Here is an 18,505-nt window from a genome sequence, read left to right on the forward strand (position 1 = left end):
CCCCTGGCGCGGGCAGCATTCCTTTTTGATATATATTATTCAATTAATTTTTAGAATCCCGGATTGTATGAGATTAATAAGCTTGCTTCAGAAAAAATCGAAGTTGTTTTATATCCTCTTGTTACTGCTTGGCCTCATCAACAGCATATGGTCCATGGGGCTGCTGTTGTTGATCAACAACAGGATTGCCGGTACTTCACTGCCTTTTGTACAGGGATACGACTGGCAGATATATGTAGTACTGATCCTCGTGTCGTTTTTTACCGCCAGGGCTTTTCAATCCTACACCATCCGGCTCACCTATGAGTTGGGAAATGACCTGGGATTATCCGTATTTGAAAAACTGCGGTTTGCTGATTACGAAGAATATATTAAACTGGGAGAAGAAAAAGTACGTACAGCCACTGCTGATGTAACCACCCTGCAACGTTTTCCCAATGTTTTTATAGAAACGTTTAATGCCATCGTCATGGTAACGATAGGGCTGGGCTATTTGTTCTACACCAATTTCTTCGGCGCCTTACTGATCCTGGGCGTACTTTCCACCCTGGCTGTAGTGTATTACATCCGCAATCTGTCTATCAGCAGGGATCTGAATACCGTGCGCGATCTGGCAAACGTATACCAGCAAAATGTCAATGATTTTCTGCGGGGATTTAAAGATGTGAAAATGAGTATCACCCGGAGTAATAATATTTTCATCCGGTATATCTCCCAAAACCGTCACCGGGTAAAAGAACTCACCATCAAAACATTGATCAAATTTATGGGGAATGAGCTCATGGGGAACTATTTATGGTACCTGCTGATCGGTATTATCATCTTCCTGTTGCCTGTTATCCTGCATATGACAAACGTAGTGAATAACCAATTTGTGGTAACGCTGTTGTACCTCATGGGACCTGTAGGTATTGTGGTAGCGCGTATCAGCGAATTTACGCAGATGCAGATTGCGGTAGACCGGCTGGAGCAATTTCACGATAAGATCAATGCCTCCAAAGCTATCGCTATTGGGCATGGCGACCTGGCGGCTACCGGCGGGAAGTTCGAAAGCATCCGTTTCAAAGAGGTAACGTTTGAGTACTACGACGAGAGAAGGGCGGAAACTTTCCGTTTAAAACCGCTTACCCTGGATATTAAAAAAGGAGAAAGCATTTTCATTACCGGTGGCAATGGCAGTGGGAAAAGCACTTTCGTGAACCTGCTGACAGGATTGTACGTGCCACACACCGGCACCATCGCCTTAAACGGGCAGGTGATCACCGAAAGCACCTATCCCGGCTATCGCAACCGCATTGCGGCCATCTTTACCGATAGCATTCTGTTTAATGAAAACTACGACGGCCTTGACCTGGCGCCGGACAATGAACGGTTGATGTTCTGGCTCCGCAAGATGGAGCTGGAAAACATCGTCACTTTCGATAACGAGAAGAAATCGATCAAAGCAGATCTGTCGAAAGGGCAACAAAAACGATTGGCCCTCATCTATATCATGCTGGAAGACAAAGATGTGATCGTATTGGATGAGTGGGCCGCCGAGCAGGACCCGGTATTCAGGGCTTATTTCTATAAAAAAATTATCCCTGAGCTGAAGCAGATGGGTAAAACCGTTATCGTAGTAACGCACGACGACACCTATTTCCATTGCGGGGAGCGATTGATAAAATTCGACTACGGCAATATTGTCAGTGATACGTCTATCAATGCAGCAAGCGATCTGCATTATGCTTTATAAGGAAACCTTGTCAAAAACGTATTTGAGATGCTACAGAAAATTAAGCTGATATGTATTCCATATGCAGGTGGAAACAGTTACTCTTTTCGCGACCTGAAACCCCTTTTGGACCGGCATATAGAGATGGTTACCCTGGAATTGCCCGGCCGCGGGAAACGGATAGCGGAGCCATTGTTATCAGATATGCAGGTGATGGCGGATGACCTTTACGGGCAACTGCTATCGCATATAAAATCTCCCTACATCATTTATAGTCATTCTATGGGAGCCGTGCTGGGTAACCTGCTGATACACCGGCTGAAGCAAGAATGGAAACAACTTCCCTTACATTTCTTCGTTACCGGTTGTGCGGCGCCCATGTTCAACGACCAGCGCCGGCAGCTGCATCTTTTGCGGGATATACAGTTAATAGCGGAACTGAAACGGATGGGTGGAATGCCCGACGCTTTACTGGCCGATCCGGACCTGGTAGAATTTTTTTTGCCGGTGATCCGGGAAGATATGAAGGCGCTGGAATGCTACCAGTACCAGCCATTGGGAAGTTATAGTACAGGTATCACGATTATCACCGGCGCGGCGGAAGAAATCACCGCCAGCCAGGTAACCGGATGGGCCCGGGAAACAGAAAAGGAGCTTCGTATACTCCGTTACCCGGGAAATCATTTCTTCATTCTCCATCAATTTCAAAAAATAGCGATGCTCATTCATGATGTGGCGTTAACCCCACAGCATAGCTGAAAATAACTCTTTCCCCATGTACACGATGATAAAAAATACGATGATGACATCCCGTTTCCAGCTATGCCTGGTGAAACAATGGACACTGCTGGCTTTGCTGATCTTGTCGGTGGGCGCAAGCGCGCAAACTGGTAAAATAGCCGGGCAGGTACGCGATGAAGCGCAACAACCGGTGGTGGCCGCCACGGTATTACTCAAAAAGGCAACTGATTCTTCCCTGGTGAAAGTAGCCTTGTCGGATACTACCGGCGCCTGGCTACTGGAGAATATTCTTTTCAGCCGCTATTTTATTACCATCACCTATATGGGTTATAAGGAATGGAATAGCCCGGTTTTTAATGTAGACCAGTCCCAGGTGGGCCTGGAGAGCGCCCTCCTGCAAACAGGCGCCAGCAACCTGAAAGGAGTGACCGTAGCGGCTAAAAAGCCATTTATAGAGCAACAGCTGGACCGTACCATCGTAAATGTGGAATCATCTATTATGGCCGCAGGGGGCAGCGCCATGGAAGTCATGGAGAAACTGCCCGGGGTGTTGGTAGACAAAAACGGTAACATCTCCATAAAAGGTAAACAAGGGGTAAAGGTAATGATAGATGACCGGCCGGCATATCTTTCCGGTGGTGAGCTGACCGCCTTCCTGCGGAATATGCCCGCTTCGCAACTGGACCAGATCGAGATCATGTCTAACCCGCCAGCAAAATATGATGCCGCGGGAAATGGGGTTATAAATATCAAAAGAAAGAAGTTGAAAACCGGCGGTTTCAATGGGAACATCACCCTCACGGCCTTGCAGGGAAGATACCCGGGTACCACGCAAAACCTTAATTTTAATTATAGCAACAAGCATATTAATTTTTACGGCAATGCCGGTTATAGTTACCGGAAGAGTTTTGAAGATTACTATATTGTACGTAACTTCCGGAATGCGGATCAAAAGGAAATAACCAGTATTTATGACCAGCATACTTATACTAAAACAACCGCACAAAGTGTTACAGCAAAATTGGGATTAGACTATTATGTTAACGCTAAAACCACGGTAGGCATAGCGGCTGGCGGTTTTCACAATCCTTCAGACGCCAGTAGCACCAATAATACGCTATTGAAAACCGGTGAAGGGGTGACCACCACCAGGGTAGATGCACCAGCTACCACCAAGGGTAAATGGGACAATATGGAAGCAAATGTTAGCCTGAAACATGTATTTGGTACTGCGCATGAACTGCTGGTAAATGCGGATTATTTGTCGTACAACAGTACCAGTAAACAACATTTTGATAATCATTATTATAAACCCGACAGCAGTGAGGCTGCACCCAATAAATTATTCCTGGCAGACCTGCCGGCAAAAATCAATATCTACAGCCTGAAAGCAGATTATACCCATCCGTTTTCTGAAGATACCCGCCTGGAAGCAGGGGCGAAAACCTCGTTTGTCAATACCGATAACAACGCACAGTATTACGATGGCGTGAATGGCAGCTGGGTAAAGAATGATACCCTGAGTAATCATTTTCTCTATAAAGAAAATATCAATGCCGCCTACCTGAATCTCCGCCATAAACGCAACCAGTGGGAGTTCCAGGCAGGCCTGCGCGCAGAACAAACCTGGCTGAAAGGAGAACAGAAAAACAACGGGCAAACATTTTCCCGCAACTACCTGCAATTTTTTCCCACTGCTTTCCTGGCTTACGATGTAGATAAGCAAAGTAAAGTGACGCTGTCATACGGACGCAGGATAGAAAGGCCGGATTACCGCAGTATGAATCCATTCCGCTTCTACCTGGATCAGTATACCTACGATGAGGGGAATCCCTACCTGAATCCGCAATACAGCCACAATGTAGAGTTGAGCTACAGTATTTGGGAAGGTGCACTAACGACCACGCTGCTGTATAATAAAACTACCGATATTATCCAGGAAGTAATATTGCAGGATGCCGTAAAAAATGAAACTTATCAGCGCCCTGAAAACCTGAATACCCGCAAGGTATTGGGGGCTAATATCAATGCCCAGATCCCGTTAAACGATAACATGACCACTATTATCTACATGGACTATAACCATTATGATTATTCTGGTACCATTAATAATGGGCCTTTCCAGCTGAAGGCAGGTGTTTTTACCGCGCAGCTGATGCAGCAGGTGAAGCTGCAAGATGGCTGGGGCTTCCAGTTTATGGGCACCTGGTCATCCCGGAGCATCGATGGCACCTTCCTGCAACAGCCAATAGGTACGCTGCACGCAGGTGTACAGAAAGATATCCTCGGCAAACAGGGCACTATCCGCCTGAGCGCTTCCGATATCTTCGCCTGGAGCCGGTATAACGCTACCAGCCGCTATCAGAACATTGATATTCATATCCGTGGCCAATGGCAGTCGCAGGTATTGAAGCTGGCGTTTACCTATCGCTTTAATAAAAATGATAAGAAAGATGCGGTGGATAAACGGGAAAGTGGTGCGGCGGAAGAGCAGAAAAGGGTGAAGACAGAGAAGAAGTAACAATTTTGAAAACCTAATATTTTTATCATGACCCAAGCATTGAAATGTTTAGTGACGGTGGTAGTGATGTTGCTGAGTACCTTTTCTTTTTTAAAGGCGCAAACTGCCAAAACCTCTCCGGGTAAGGAAGATGTGATACTGATGCTCAATGGCGAAGAAAAGCATGGCAAGATCACTGAAATGCGTGCCAACACGATTAAATTTATTCATACCGGGGAAACGCTGGTGTATGAACTGAACAAGGCGGATATCAGTAAAATTACCTTTGCGAGCGGAAGAGTGGAAGTGGTCAGCGCGCCATCTGCTGATGCAGGCAAAGCGCCTGTTGACAATGGACGCCCTATCGAACCCGGACTGGTGGCTATCCTGCCGTTTAAGTATATCGCAATGAATGAACCCTTGCAACAGGTGGTAGAAAAAGGAGAGAAGTTGCAGAATGATACTTACCTGTACCTGAGCAAGCGAAACGGATCTTATAAATTTCAGGACCCTGCCACCACCAACGCGCTATTGTATAGAAAAGGCATTGACGCCAATACTATTAAGGGGTACACGTATGATGAACTTTGTAGGATATTGGGGGCGGAATTTGTATTGCAGGGAACCTTATCCCGTAGCGTAAAGGAAAGTGTGAACTCGTCCAGTAGCAGTACCACGAAGTACGAAGACAATAAAAAGCAGCATGATAACTCCAACAACACCACTGTTGAAAACCAGTATGAGAATGAAGTGACCCTGGGAATTTTTAATAAGCAGAATGAGAAAATATTTGCCAACAGGCGCACGGCTTTTTTAAATAATGAAGGATCGTATCATGATGCCCTGTTTTATATGCTGAAGAGAAGTCCCGTGTATAATAAGTAAGCGACAGGTTTGGTGGGAGAATTTTGCTTAACTTCCCCGGTCCAATCCACCATTCATGACAAGTGAAGAAATAATCGCCTTTAAGACCAATTTAAAACAGGCTGGGCTGCATATAATATCAGATCGTATTGACGTTACCAAAGCGGCTATGGATAGCGCCCAGGAGGCTGCTAATAGCGAAGGTAAAAGTTCGGCCGGCGATAAATATGAAACCGGAAGAGCCATGGGACATCTCGAAAAAGATATGTATGCCCGGCAGCTGGCAGAAACGATGAAAGAACTGGGCAGGTTACAGGAAGTAAAAGCCGACGTTATTTACACCACCGTTCAAACCGGCGCTTTTGTACAATGTGAAGAACAATCTTTTTTCATCGCAGCGGGACTGGGCAAACAGCTGATCGATGGCCGCCCCATATTTTTTCTATCTCCCTATACCCCCCTGGCGAAATTGTTACTACACAAGAAAGCGGGAGATAATTTTCTGTTCAATAAAGTGAATACGGTGATCCTTGATGTATTCTGAGAATTATCCGATCTTAGCAAGATGCTTAGAGAATTTCAGATTGTTCCCGCTCAGCAGGCGTTGAATCAGCACCAGGTACAGATAAAGGTCCTCGAAAGTGAAGAAGCTTTCATGGATATGATCGGCACGGATGGCTACATTTATGTACATAAGGGCGACCTCCATTTGTCCGGCGACTTAATACTCGACACCGATAAACTGGATAAGATGCCCGATGGCCGGCCCCTGCAGGGATTTGTGGTAATCGGTCATCTCACCGTTGATGGCGGCATACTCAATGAAGAAGGCGACTATGGCCCGTTCTTATATGTGACCGGTAACCTTACCTGCCGCAATCTATTAATCGGTGGTTCCCCTGTACGTGTAGAGGGCAATGTGACGGTGGCCGAAGTGATCATGTTGCACTATAACCATGGCTGGATGCGATGCGATGGCATGATTACCGCTCCCATCATGATCGTGGATGATTATTACCTCATGCCTTTCCGGAAAGAGGTCAGCCAGTTTTATTATAACGACCGCGATCCGGAAAGCCCCGAAGCCAATGAATGCATGGAATCTGAAGACGGTGATCCGATAATTTCGGAAAACTTACGGGTGCTGCTCTGTAACCCCATGACCACCGACTTTGAAGAAATTCGCCGTGACCTGGCTGCCGGGGAGAGTGTGGTGCAGCCACAGGAAAGGACACTCGAGTATTGGCGTAACAAAGTACGCCGTAACTGGCGCGACCTGAAACGGGTGCCCATGGAAATGCGTACCAGCAACCTTTGCCAGGAAGCCATGGCCTATTGTATCGGGGCGCTGCAATATTTTCCGCCGGGAGCCATCACCGCCGAACTGGCTACTGTTGCAGCTACCCGCGACGGAAAAGCATTGCGTTACCTGCCATCTGAACTGATCACACGGGAACTCTGCTATATTGCCGCCGAACACGGGGCTATCCTGAAATATGATATACCAGAACGGCTATACGAACACGCGCTGTTATGCACCGTTATCAAAAAGAATGACTGGCAGATGGAACATGTCCCCGTTGTTTTTATTACAGAAGACATGCTGGTGCTATATGTCAAGAGTGGTCGCGGTGCATGGCTGGACCGGTACTGTCAGCAATCAGGCGTATCCAAGCAGAAAGTACTGGAGCGGGTAATGGCCGATGATATTAAATACCTGGAGAATATTTTCAACTGGCACTTGTCGCCCGCTACGTATGCCTATGCGCAGCAGCGGTACAACAAGCCGGAATATGCGGAAGCATGGGGAGCGCTGAATCAGCGGTTTGCCAGGAAAATTGGGCGTTTAAGTACACCGCCGCTGTAGTGCTGCTGAAATGTATCGTTTTGAAGTAGCAGAAAGCGTTTCTATCACAACCCTTCCTCCAACACCGTCTTCGCTACCTGCAATGCCGCGGGGAAATCCTCTACCACGTAACGTTTCCCGATCCGGAAAAGCAACCGGCTTTTCTTGAACGACTCCTTTACGTCAGGTTGCAGTCCCGATACGATGAGGCGGATATGCGCCCTGTCGCAGGTACGCAATACATCTTTGATCGTATGCAGGCCGGTGGCATCAATCACCGGTACATTACGCATGCGCACGATAAGCACGCTGGGCTTTTTCTCAATCAGCTGCATGGAATCCTTGAACTTATAGGCGGCACCAAAGAATAAGGGGCCGTTCAGTTCAAATACTTCAACGCCCTTTGGGATATTGAATTTGTTGACCGCCAGCGGATCATCCGTCTTGTCGTTTTCCTTTAAAAGAATATTTACGTCGCTGATCTGGATCATCCGGCGCATGAAGAGGAACGTTGCCAGCACCATGCCTACTTCGATGGCAATAGTGAGATCAAACAGTACGGTCAGCAAAAAAGTAGTCAGTAATACGGCGGCATCGCTCCGGGAGCCGCGGGCAATGTCGAAGAACGTCTCATATTCACTCATATTGTAGGCTACGATTACCAGTATTCCCGACAGGCAGCTCATCGGGATAAAGGTGGCCCATTGGCCTACGAGTAGCAGGATGACTAACAGGGTAATGGCGTGGATGATACCGGCAACCGGGGTGCGACCGCCATTCTTTACATTGGTGGCCGTGCGGGCAATAGCTCCTGTTGCAGGGATGCCGCCAAAGAGGGCCGAGGCGATATTGGCTCCTCCCTGGGCTACCAATTCCATGTTGCTCTTGTGATGGCCGCCAATCATACCATCCGCCACTACTGCGGATAGCAGCGATTCTATCCCTCCCAGCAGCGCAATGGCAATGGCAGGTTGAATGGCATCCCTGATCGTGTGCATATTGAGAGGGGGGAGGACGGGCAGGGGCAGGGAGGATGGTATATGCCCAAACCGGCTACCAATGGTTTCAACAGGCAGGTGTAACAGTTGTACAGTGAAGGTAGTTAAAATGATAGCCACCAACGACCCGGGTACTGCCCGGGTAATACGCGGGAAAAGTATAGATACCAGGATGGTAACCATAGCTATACCTACAGCATACCAGTTAATGGTTTGTATATGTTGGAAATAGGATTCCCATTTACCAATAAAATCGGCTGGTACAGCACCCATTTGCAGGCCCAGGAAGTCTTTTATCTGTGAAGAAAAGATGATAACGGCGATCCCGGTCGTAAACCCGACGATGAGCGGGTGAGGAATATACTTGATCACATTGCCCAGGCGGGCAAAGCCCATCAGCATCAATAGTATACCCGCAATAAAGGTGGCGATGATCAACCCGTTGACCCCATTGGTCTGCACAATGCCATATACAATAACGATAAAGGCGCCGGTAGGGCCTCCTATCTGCACGCGGCTGCCGCCAAAGGCAGAAATAATAAAGCCGGCTATGATGGCCGTGTAAATCCCCTTTTCAGGGGAAACACCGGAAGCAATGGCAAAGGCGATCGCCAGCGGCAGGGCCACAATACCTACGATCACGCCGGCTAGCAGGTCTTTCAGCAATTGTGCCCAGGTATATCCTCTTAGAGTTTGAAATAATTTCGGTGTAAACATGAGGTGTTGAAGGTTATTACTGACGCTGGACCCGCGTTTGGCTATTTGCGGGAGAGGATGATGTGGTAAAGGGGGCCTCCTGGCGGGAAATAGTTGTAATATTCATACTGCAAAGGTACCTTTGTTGTAAGTTCGTTACATTGCAATTTCTCAATTCAAAAATTGATAAAAATCAATTTTTCTATATAGGTGTATTTATGAGTTTAGAGGGCCTTTTCCCTATTGATAAATGGAACTTTAAATCACAGTCCATATTACATGATCTTCCGGCCGAAGAACACGACCAGCTATTTGCCCATGCAACGGAACAGCGTATCCACAAGAACGAGGTATTGTTCAGAGAGGGGACTTTCCCAAAAGATATTTTCTTCATCAAGCAGGGTAAAATAAAAAAGTACCGGACGGACAGAGAAGGAAAAGAACAGATCATTTACATAGCGAACAACGGGGAGTTAATCGGGTACCACGCGGTGCTGGCAGAAGAGCGGTACCCTGATGCCGCGGCGGCCCTGGAGGATAGCATTGTTGTATTCATACCCAAAGAAGATTTTCTTCACACCCTGGAGCATTCAACCACCCTGTCGCAAAAGTTGCTCAAAACATTAAGCCATGAGTTTACAGTGCTGACCACCAGTATTTCAGTGTTCGCGCAAAGGTCAGTAAGAGAGCGGCTGGCTATTGCATTAATTGTACTGCGTGAAAAATTCAAGGAAGGCACTGTGGCCGGAAACCCGGTGGAAATTGGCATGTCACGGAGCGACCTGGCGGGTATAGTAGGTACCGGGATCGAGAATGTAGTCCGGGCTTTAACAGAATTTAAAAAACTCGGTATATTGGATACGCAGGGAAGAAAAATATTTATCTATGATGTAAAAAAACTAATCGATCTTTCCGGTTACATGCATGCTGCTTCCTGACAGGGTTACTTCCTCAGAATCTTTTCCATTGCCTTTCCCTTGGCTAATTCATCAACCAGCTTATCTAAATAACGCACCTGTTGCATGAGTTTATCTTCAATATCTTCCACCCGGTAACCACAAATGACACCGGTAATTTGTGAAGCATTCGGATTTATCTGCGGCGCCTGGGCGAAGAAGGTTTCGAAATCGCTTTTATCGTCAATTTTTTGTTGTAATGTCTGCTGGTTATAGCCCGTCAGCCAATATATAATTTCATCCACTTCTTCTTTGGTACGCCCTTTTCTTTCCACTTTTTGTATATATAGTGGATATACACTGGCAAAGGCCATTTTGTAAACTCGCTCGTTGTTATTCATGATAATTTTTTTACCGTAATAATAGGGCGAAAGTAAATGGGCCAAAGCCCGGGCACCGTTCTTCCAGGCAAAAATAGGCAATTTTGTTTCGAATAGAAATCATGCAGCTATCATAGAAATTCAATATCTTAAATTAAAAGAGTTAAAATGCTTTCTGCTTTAAGGTCATTCTCTGTACTTGTTGTCGTGTTATTGAGCGCTTCAGCCTGTCTGGCCCAGAAAAAAAATGAATATGGGTCGCTGTTTTATAATGGGAAAGATTGTAGCCAGTTAATTATTGACCGCATTCCCGATTACGGCATCGCTGGCAGGGATGGCTGTGTTATTCAAAGGCCGGTAAAGCTTACTTTGAAAGATATAGGTGGACAAAAAGCAGCAGGTATAGTAACAGATGCAGAAACAAATGAGATACTGCCAGGTGCCCGGGTCAGGTTAAAGAGAAAGGATGGTATCAATGAAACCATTGACGCCGACGCTCAGGGCCGTTTTGAGCTAAATACAGCTGCTGCGCTGAAGGAACTCCAGGTATATTATGTAGGTTATCGTACGTTAAAAGTCAAAGGCGCTACGGGGCAATTGTTCTAGCTGTTATATTTATCGGGAGAAAACTAACAAAGATTGCCGGCTGATGAACCATTTTCCGTGAAATTCGTTTGTGTATGTTACGCCCGTCATTGTCATGTTAACGCACCTCCAAATGCCGGATACCTTTTTCAAAATAACCAATAAAAATTTACACCATGAATGAGAAAATGCAACCCACTGCCCCTCAACAGGCATTCAATGACCCTCAGTGTACAGTAACGAACACGATCATAGGCGATATTCCGTATGCGGCAACGCCTTCATCAGGTAATATGACCGATGCTGAAAACGCGATCGAGAAACTGACCTACCCCATTATCTGGGAACTTCCACCTTACCGGATTTCAGAAGGTACCATATTTTTGGAAGTATTTGCTGTTACTACCGGTGGTGGCCGTAACTGGAAAATAACAATAAATGACGTGTCAGGTAATAACACTATTGCAAACATTGAAATGCAGAGAAATCTGGCAACGGCATCCACCCGCGAGCGACAACAGTATGTGGCGCAAATGGTGCAGTCTGCATTGAGAGAAAGCTTGCAAACCGGGAAAACGGTGGCTGTCGACGGGCCATGCAAGTAGTCGTTGTGACGTATTGCAGCAAGGGGGACGTTTAATGTCCCCCTTACTTATATCATTAATTATTCAACTGCAACGATGCAGGCCCAAATTCCTCAAAGTGAATCGACGCGGTATCCACCCCATTTTCTACCAGGAAACCGTAGTGCCTGGCGATAAATGGCGCAGGACCGCAGATGTAATAATCCGCATCGGCTTGCAATACTTCTTCTTTAATTTCAGCAAGATCTACCCAGCCGGTATGCTGTGCAGGTACTTCCGGTTGATCATAGAAAATATGATGATTCAGCAGGGAATAAGCATCAGCTAACTCGTTCAGCTGGTCTTTGAATGCATGCACAGCTTCGTTGCGGCATCCATGTATCCAGGTGATCGGTGTATCGGCCTTCTTGCCGGCAAGTGCTTCCAGCATCGCCATCAGCGGAGTCTGACCTACGCCGCCACTGATAAATACCTTCGGACGGGCAATGTTTTCATTTAAAGTAAAAGTGCCGGCAGGTGCTGATAACTCTACGACATCTCCTTCCTGGATATGATTGTGCAGGCGGTTAGAGATCAGGCCATCGGGGTGAACAGCGCCTGCTTCCCTTTTTACGGAAATACGATAATATGTACCGTTGGGCGCACAGGAAATGCTGTACTGGCGGGGCTGCAAAAGGTTCAGCTCCGGGAGGAACAACCGGAGGCTGATATATTGTCCTGGCAGAAAGTCGGCCACCGCGCCGCCATCGGCAGGGTATAGGTAGAAGGACGTGATTTCGGACGATTCTTTTACTTTCTGTTTTACGATGAAAGGTTTCCAGCCGGTCCACCCCCCGTTTTTACTTACCTGTTTCGCATAAAGACCTTGCTCATGACCTGTCATGATAATGGCCAGTTGTTGATAGGCCGCTGCCCAGGCATCCATCAACTCCGGCGTAGCCGCCTCTCCCAGTACTTCAGAGATAGAAGCCAGCAAATGATTCCCAACAATAGCGTAATGTTCCGGGCGGATATCCAGGCTGGTATGTTTATGCCCAATGCTGTCTACCACCGGCATTAGTACCGCGGGATTTTCAATGTGCTCGGCATAGGCCAGTACCGCCATTGCCAGGGCAGTCTGCTGTTTCCCGTTCTGCTGGTTGCCCATGTTGAACACATGCTTTAGCTCCGGGTTGTGCGAAAACATACGGTTATAAAAATGAGTGGTCAATAATACGCCATGCTCCCTGAGCACTGGCACTGTAGCGGTAACGAGCTGTTTCTGTTCGGTTGTCATCTTATATCACTTTAATTAATAAAGGACTTTTTTATCCTTTATTTTTATAAAAAAAACTATTTGTTCAGCGTAAACTTTCCCTTAATCAAGCCCAGGTTGAACTTCCCAATAGTGGTCGTATGTAGCATGTGCGTAATCTGGTTTCTCACTTTCTTAAACTCTTCATGCAGGGGACAGGGGTTGCTCTCGGAACAATAGGTGAGCCCCAGTCCGCATCCGGTAAATATGTCATCGCCGTCAATCGCCGTCACTACATCCGCCAGCGGCCGGTTTAAGGAAGCAGCATCAAAGTAAAAGCCGCCATTAGGGCCTTTGGTAGACAGGATGACCCCGTCCCGGCTGAGCTGCTGAAGAATTTTAGCCAGGAAAGGCTCGGGGGAATTAATATGCCCGGCAATTTCTTTAATACCCACTTTGTAGCCTTCATGTGACCGCTGCGCTACGTAGAAAACCGCGCGCATGGCATATTCGCATGTTTTTGAAAAGATGGCCATAGAACTGCCAGAAAATTTAGTGACGGCACAAAGATAAGACGGGAATGATAAAAGACAAAAATATCTTTTATTGTGACAAGGGCATGTTTCGGGCGGAAGTAAAAAGGGCGTTCCGGTTAAATCCGGAACGCCCTTTTACGAGGTACTTTCGTAAAGCGATGTTTATTTGTTATTTCCAATATTGATTTTGCACCATGGCAGGATTGGCATTCAATTCCGCCTGTGGAATAGGGAAGTAGTCATGTTTCGCAGGCACAAAAAACTGGCGCCCCACTTTATCACTGTTGGTGAACTCCTGCTGGAGCAGCCCCCATCTTTTAAGATCGTAGAACCGTTGGCCTTCTCGGGCAAATTCAAGCATGCGCTGATGCCGTATTTCAGCCATCATCGCATCTTTGGAAAGACCGTTGGCCAATGGACCAAGTTTAGCTCTTGTTCTCACCGCCTGCAACCACGGATAGGCTTCGGAGGTCTTACTTTGCATCACCAGGGCTTCCGCCAGCAACAGTTCAATATCTGCATACCTTAATGCCCGCTCATTATTGCTGGAAGCATAATCGGCAGCACCGCTGCTGCCCGACAGCTCATTGGCCTGCAGGTAATTCTGGTATTTTTTGAACATCGACTTAAAGCCAAACTGCAACGTAAATGCACTGAACGGCTTGCGGTAGAAGATCGCACCGGGATAATCCCAGATCAACGTGGCATACATGCGGGGATCCAGTTCCAGGGCGACTGTTTTTTCTTTCTGGAATTCGTTGAAAAGTTTATCGGTAGGACTTACCTCAAACCAGCCGGCTACCTCCGACGGCGCAAACTCCTGCGCCGTAGTGACACCCAGGGCTTCATTGGCGTTTTCACCCGCCCATGGGTTCGTACCACCCACGTCAGCCAGTTGTATTTCAAAGACAGACTCGCTGTTATTCTTTTTGGCAGCGGTGAAGTTATCGCCATAGTCGGTAGTGAGACTATAATTGAAAGGAGCAGTGGTAAGCTGTTTGAGCGCTGCTTCTGCATTGGCCCAGCTCTTCATGTACACATATGATTTTCCCAGGAAACCCAGTGCAGATCCTTTGGTAGCCCGGCCTGTTTCTGACGGGTCGCGCGTAGGCGGAAGGTCGGCAGCCGCTTCGGTGAAGTCTTTTACAATTTGTGCCCAAACATCAGCTTCCGGAGATTTGGCAACGAAGTAGTCTTCTTTCTTAGCCGGAACACGGGTACGTATCGGCACATCCCCAAAGTTGGTGACCAGGATGAAATAATTCAGCCCACGAATAAATTTAGCCTCGGCGATATAGGCCTTCTTTTTCTGATCTGTGAGCCTCGCTTTATCAATGTTCTCCATAATCTGGTTAGCACGGAAAATGGCCCGGTACGAGATGTTAAACACATTGGTAGCCGCGGAGTTATCCGGTGTATTGGTGAAAGTAGATAACTGGTAAAGATAATTTACATCATTGCGGATGAAGAAATCATCCCCGCGGCCATTGGATAATTCTACGCCACGTACGCCCCAGTAACCGCCGTCTACGTTTTTGAATAGTCCATAGGTCGCCGCCATGGCGCTTTTAACATCATCTTCATTTTTCCAGAAAGTCTCTGTCGTAATCTGGTTCGGGTTAGTAAGTTGCAACGTATCGCGCGAACAACCGGCAAACGCCAGTGTGGCTGCGACCGAAATCAATATCTTTTTCATACGTTTCATCATTTTAAAAAATTACAGTGTCAGTTGTAAACCGATAGAAAGCACTCTCGCGAGGGGATAAGCCACGTGACCGTAATCAACACCACGATCAAGGATGCTGCCTGTCCTTCCGATATCCGGGTTAGACCCGCTGTATTTTGTGATGGTAAAAAGGTTGTCGGCGCTCAGGTATGCTCGCAAACTGGTAATTCTCATGCGTTGTACAAGGCTCTCCGGAATGGTATACCCCAGCTGTAGTGTTTTCATCCGGAAGTAGGAACCATCTTCCAGGAAACGGGAGGATGTCTGATCATTGAAGTTCGGATCGTTGATCACCGCTCTAGGGATGTTGGTATGCGTGTTCTGTGGCGTCCAGGCATTGAGGGTAGCGCGACTGTAGTTGAACTCAAGGTTCATCCCTTCCAGGTCCTGGCGCAGCCCGTTATAGATCTTGTTCCCGTGTGTTCCCTGCATGAAGATGTTGAGATCGAAACTGTAAGCCTTCAGATTAACACCTACGCCGTATTCAAAATTCGGGAAAGGACTGCCGCAGTTAACACGGTCAGAATTGCTGATAATACCATCCCCATTGGCATCCAGGAATTTGATATCGCCGGGCGCTGCATTAGGCTGGATTAGCTTACCATCTTTATCTTTATAGGCATCTATTTCTGCCTGCGATTGGAAGATACCCAATGACTTGATGAGATAGAAGCCGGCAATTTCGCCTCCCGCCTGCGTGAGGGTAGTGGAGGCCCCATGGTGGGTGGGCTGCCCGCCGAAAATTTGCTGCGAACCGGTACCCAGCGCGATCACTTTATTCTTAATGGCAGAAAAAGTACCTGTTACGCTATAGGTTAGCACCCCTACGGTATTGGTATGGTTCAATCCCAGTTCAAAGCCTTTATTCTGGATGGTACCCGCATTGATAACAGGGTTGGTGGAGGAGCCGGTAGAGCCGGGAATCGGCACATTCAGCAATACATCGGTGGTGTTTTTCCGGAAGTAGTCGGCGGTCACATTCAATTTACCATTCAGGAAACTGATGTCGGCTCCAATGTTCATCGTCTCGGTATTTTCCCATTTAATATTGGGTGATGCAAAGGCGGTTTGAATAGCGCCAAACCATTTTTGCTGATCCGCGCCGGTAACATAGTTGATATTGGAGGAAATCGCTGCGCTGTATTGGTAGTCGCCAATTTCCTGGTTGCCGAGTATACCATAGCTACCCCGCAGCTTCAAGGCCGATATAATACGGGGAGATATGGACCAGAATTGCTCATTAGAGATATTCCAGCCTGCGGCAATGGAAGGGAAGTTACCGTACCGGTTGCCTGCTCCAAACCGGGAAGAGCCATCGCGGCGGAAACTGGCGGTGAGCAGGTAGCGGTTATCATAAGAATAGATGACGCGACCCAGTACAGACAGCAGGGTGCTCACGGTACTGTTGCCGGCTACGTTGGCCGTACCGGAAGCGGCATCCAGCTCTTTTAAACCATCAGGAAGATTTGTTTTACTGGCCAGCCAGTAATTGTACTGTGTTTTCTGGTAAGAATAACCTGCCAGGGCCTGTATACTGTGTTTGCCGAAATCTTTCGTGAAATTGAGCGTGTTTTCAGCTAGTACCAGGAGATTGCGGTCTTTCGACTGACTTAAATCATTGGTCGGATGCGAAAAGAGTGATCCTACATTGTATCGTCTCGCATAGTCGTCGGTGTTGCCGAAGGAACTGGTATAACCGAGATTGAATTTATATTTCAGAGAAGGAAGGATAGATACTTCTGCAAACGCATTGGCAAGAATAGACGTCACTTCATAACTGATATCTTCCAGGTGAAGCTGTGCAACAGGGTTTGCTACGTTCACTACCGGACCGGTAGCACCGGCATAACCTCCAACGGCGGTACTATCGTAAATCTGGAAAACCGGGATCATTTTAGCCGCGGAGCCTACTGCGTTTCCTCCTTGTCCGCCCCAGCCACCGGGCATGCGTATCCATTTTTCGCGGGAGAGCAATACGGTTTCACCCACTTTTAGGATGCCTTTGGTGGTTTCTGATTTTACCCGGGCGCCATATCGGCTGTATCCGGTTACATCTACAATACCATCCTGTTTGTTGTAGTTGCCCGATACGCTGAAGCGCGATGTTTCGCTGCCGCCGCTCATGGTGAGCTGGTACTGCTGAATCATCGCTGTTCTGTAAATGGCGTCCTGCCAGTTGGTACCGGCTCCCAGTTGAGATGGGTTAGCGGCAATGGCCAGCCGTGGCAGGTTGGCCGCATCATGCGCAGCATTGCTGACGGTGGCCCATTCTGATGCATTTAATACGTCCCATGGATGGTCAATTTTTTGCCGGCCGAAGTTGGTGCTGAACTGGATGACCGCCTTGCCGGGCTTGCCGGTTTTGGTGGTGACCAATACTACGCCGTTGGCCGCACGCGATCCGTAGATAGCTGCAGCAGAGGCATCTTTTAGTACATCCATCGATTCAATATCGCCCGGGGCAATGTTGTTGATACCGGCTACAGGTACGCCGTCTACCAGGTAAAGTGGCGTAGCGTTGCCCAATGTACCCACGCCGCGTATCAGGATGCGGGTGCCGGCTCCCGGATCGCCACCGGCCGATTCTACGGTTACCCCCGGCAGTTTGCCCTGCAGGGCTCTGCCCACATTGCTGACGCCTTCCGTTTTAAGGTCGGCCGCTTTCAATGAAGCGATAGACCCGGTGAGATCTTTTTTCTTAACGGTACCATAACCGATAACCACTACCTCGTTGAGCCCGGCAGTGCTGCGCTTAAGCCGGATATGCAGCGTGCTTTCGGCGCCGACTGTAATTTCTGTAGACTCAAATTCCATGGAAGATACCAGCAGTTTGTCGCCGTCTTTTACGGTGAGCGAAAACTGCCCTTTGTCGTCTGTAACCGTACCCCGCGTGGTGCCTTTAACCTGTATAGACGCCATAACAACGGGTTGGTTAGTGGCTTCTTCAAGCACTTTACCGGTCACTTTCTTCTGTGCATGGGCTGCAAAGCTGGATAAGATAAGAATAACAAGGAACGCATGCCTGTACCAGGCAGGTGGTGAAATGCTCACCCCAGTGTAATTTTTCATACGCGGAATTTTTAAAATGTCAGACTTTAGTTGATGCTTTTATTAAGTGTCTAATATACATTTAAAAATTAATAATCAGATGGACAATTAAATTTTTTAGATGGACTATATTATGGTTTTTGACAGCAGAGGAGCA

General features: G+C 47.5%; 15 protein-coding genes. 9 read left to right on the forward strand and 6 right to left on the reverse strand.

The features are described from left to right. Window positions 1–67 precede the first annotated feature (67 nt). Genes FHW36_RS16400 through FHW36_RS16425 form a run of 6 tightly spaced genes read left to right on the forward strand, consistent with a single transcriptional unit; the run spans window position 68 to window position 7,686 of the window. Entirely contained in the window at window positions 68–1,735 is a 1,668-nt protein-coding gene (locus tag FHW36_RS16400) for a cyclic peptide export ABC transporter (protein WP_145670645.1), read from the forward strand. A gap of 27 nt (window positions 1,736–1,762) precedes the next feature. Then, complete coding sequence (locus tag FHW36_RS16405) at window positions 1,763–2,473, forward strand: thioesterase II family protein (protein ID WP_145670646.1); 711 nt, start codon at window positions 1,763–1,765, stop codon at window positions 2,471–2,473. 16 nt (window positions 2,474–2,489) lie between these two features. Next, entirely contained in the window at window positions 2,490–4,976 is a 2,487-nt protein-coding gene (locus tag FHW36_RS16410; protein WP_145670647.1) for an outer membrane beta-barrel family protein, read from the forward strand. 27 nt (window positions 4,977–5,003) lie between these two features. Continuing rightward, window positions 5,004–5,840, forward strand: a complete 837-nt coding sequence (locus FHW36_RS16415; protein WP_145670648.1) for a hypothetical protein — start codon at window positions 5,004–5,006, stop codon at window positions 5,838–5,840. Window positions 5,841–5,895: 55 nt separating this feature from the next. Beyond that, window positions 5,896–6,363 (forward strand): hypothetical protein, encoded by a 468-nt coding sequence (locus FHW36_RS16420; protein WP_145670649.1) that lies wholly within the window; start codon window positions 5,896–5,898, stop codon window positions 6,361–6,363. Window positions 6,364–6,384: 21 nt separating this feature from the next. Continuing rightward, window positions 6,385–7,686 (forward strand): bactofilin family protein, encoded by a 1,302-nt coding sequence (locus FHW36_RS16425; RefSeq protein WP_145670650.1) that lies wholly within the window; start codon window positions 6,385–6,387, stop codon window positions 7,684–7,686. 44 nt (window positions 7,687–7,730) lie between these two features. Here FHW36_RS16425 and FHW36_RS16430 read toward each other — a convergent pair whose 3' ends face one another. After that, the gene (locus FHW36_RS16430; protein ID WP_145670651.1) at window positions 7,731–9,380 is read right to left on the reverse strand and encodes a SulP family inorganic anion transporter; all 1,650 of its coding nucleotides are present in this window, start codon (window positions 9,378–9,380) and stop codon (window positions 7,731–7,733) included. Between the two features lie 197 nt (window positions 9,381–9,577). Between FHW36_RS16430 and FHW36_RS16435 the strand changes: the two genes are divergently transcribed. After that, window positions 9,578–10,297: a Crp/Fnr family transcriptional regulator gene (locus FHW36_RS16435; protein WP_145670652.1), complete on the forward strand. Its 720-nt coding sequence runs from the start codon at window positions 9,578–9,580 to the stop codon at window positions 10,295–10,297. Between the two features lie 5 nt (window positions 10,298–10,302). Here the strand turns inward: FHW36_RS16435 and FHW36_RS16440 are convergent, their stop codons facing one another. After that, complete coding sequence (locus FHW36_RS16440) at window positions 10,303–10,656, reverse strand: DUF2200 domain-containing protein (protein ID WP_145670653.1); 354 nt, start codon at window positions 10,654–10,656, stop codon at window positions 10,303–10,305. A 147-nt stretch (window positions 10,657–10,803) separates the two neighbouring features. Between FHW36_RS16440 and FHW36_RS16445 the strand changes: the two genes are divergently transcribed. Together FHW36_RS16445 and FHW36_RS16450 are read left to right on the forward strand one after the other, a co-directional pair. Then, on the forward strand, window positions 10,804–11,241 hold the full coding sequence (locus tag FHW36_RS16445; protein ID WP_145670654.1) for a carboxypeptidase-like regulatory domain-containing protein: 438 nt from the start codon (window positions 10,804–10,806) through the stop codon (window positions 11,239–11,241). Between the two features lie 155 nt (window positions 11,242–11,396). Further along, window positions 11,397–11,825, forward strand: coding sequence for a hypothetical protein (locus FHW36_RS16450; RefSeq protein ID WP_145670655.1), 429 nt, complete (start codon window positions 11,397–11,399; stop codon window positions 11,823–11,825). A gap of 55 nt (window positions 11,826–11,880) precedes the next feature. On the opposite strand, the gene hmpA is transcribed toward FHW36_RS16450, so the two are convergent. From hmpA to FHW36_RS16470, 4 genes are all read right to left on the reverse strand, one after another. After that, a complete protein-coding gene (gene hmpA / locus FHW36_RS16455) occupies window positions 11,881–13,080 on the reverse strand; it encodes an NO-inducible flavohemoprotein (protein ID WP_145670656.1) in 1,200 nt (399 codons plus the stop codon). Between the two features lie 56 nt (window positions 13,081–13,136). After that, on the reverse strand, window positions 13,137–13,574 hold the full coding sequence (locus tag FHW36_RS16460) for an RrF2 family transcriptional regulator (RefSeq protein ID WP_145670657.1): 438 nt from the start codon (window positions 13,572–13,574) through the stop codon (window positions 13,137–13,139). A gap of 169 nt (window positions 13,575–13,743) precedes the next feature. After that, entirely contained in the window at window positions 13,744–15,270 is a 1,527-nt protein-coding gene (locus FHW36_RS16465; protein WP_186452485.1) for a RagB/SusD family nutrient uptake outer membrane protein, read from the reverse strand. Window positions 15,271–15,291: 21 nt separating this feature from the next. Continuing rightward, the gene (locus FHW36_RS16470; protein WP_145670659.1) at window positions 15,292–18,369 is read right to left on the reverse strand and encodes a SusC/RagA family TonB-linked outer membrane protein; all 3,078 of its coding nucleotides are present in this window, start codon (window positions 18,367–18,369) and stop codon (window positions 15,292–15,294) included. Between the last annotated feature and the right edge of the window lie 136 nt (window positions 18,370–18,505).

The sequence above is a fragment of the Chitinophaga polysaccharea genome, assembly GCF_007829335.1.
Lineage (GTDB): Bacteria > Bacteroidota > Bacteroidia > Chitinophagales > Chitinophagaceae > Chitinophaga > Chitinophaga polysaccharea_B.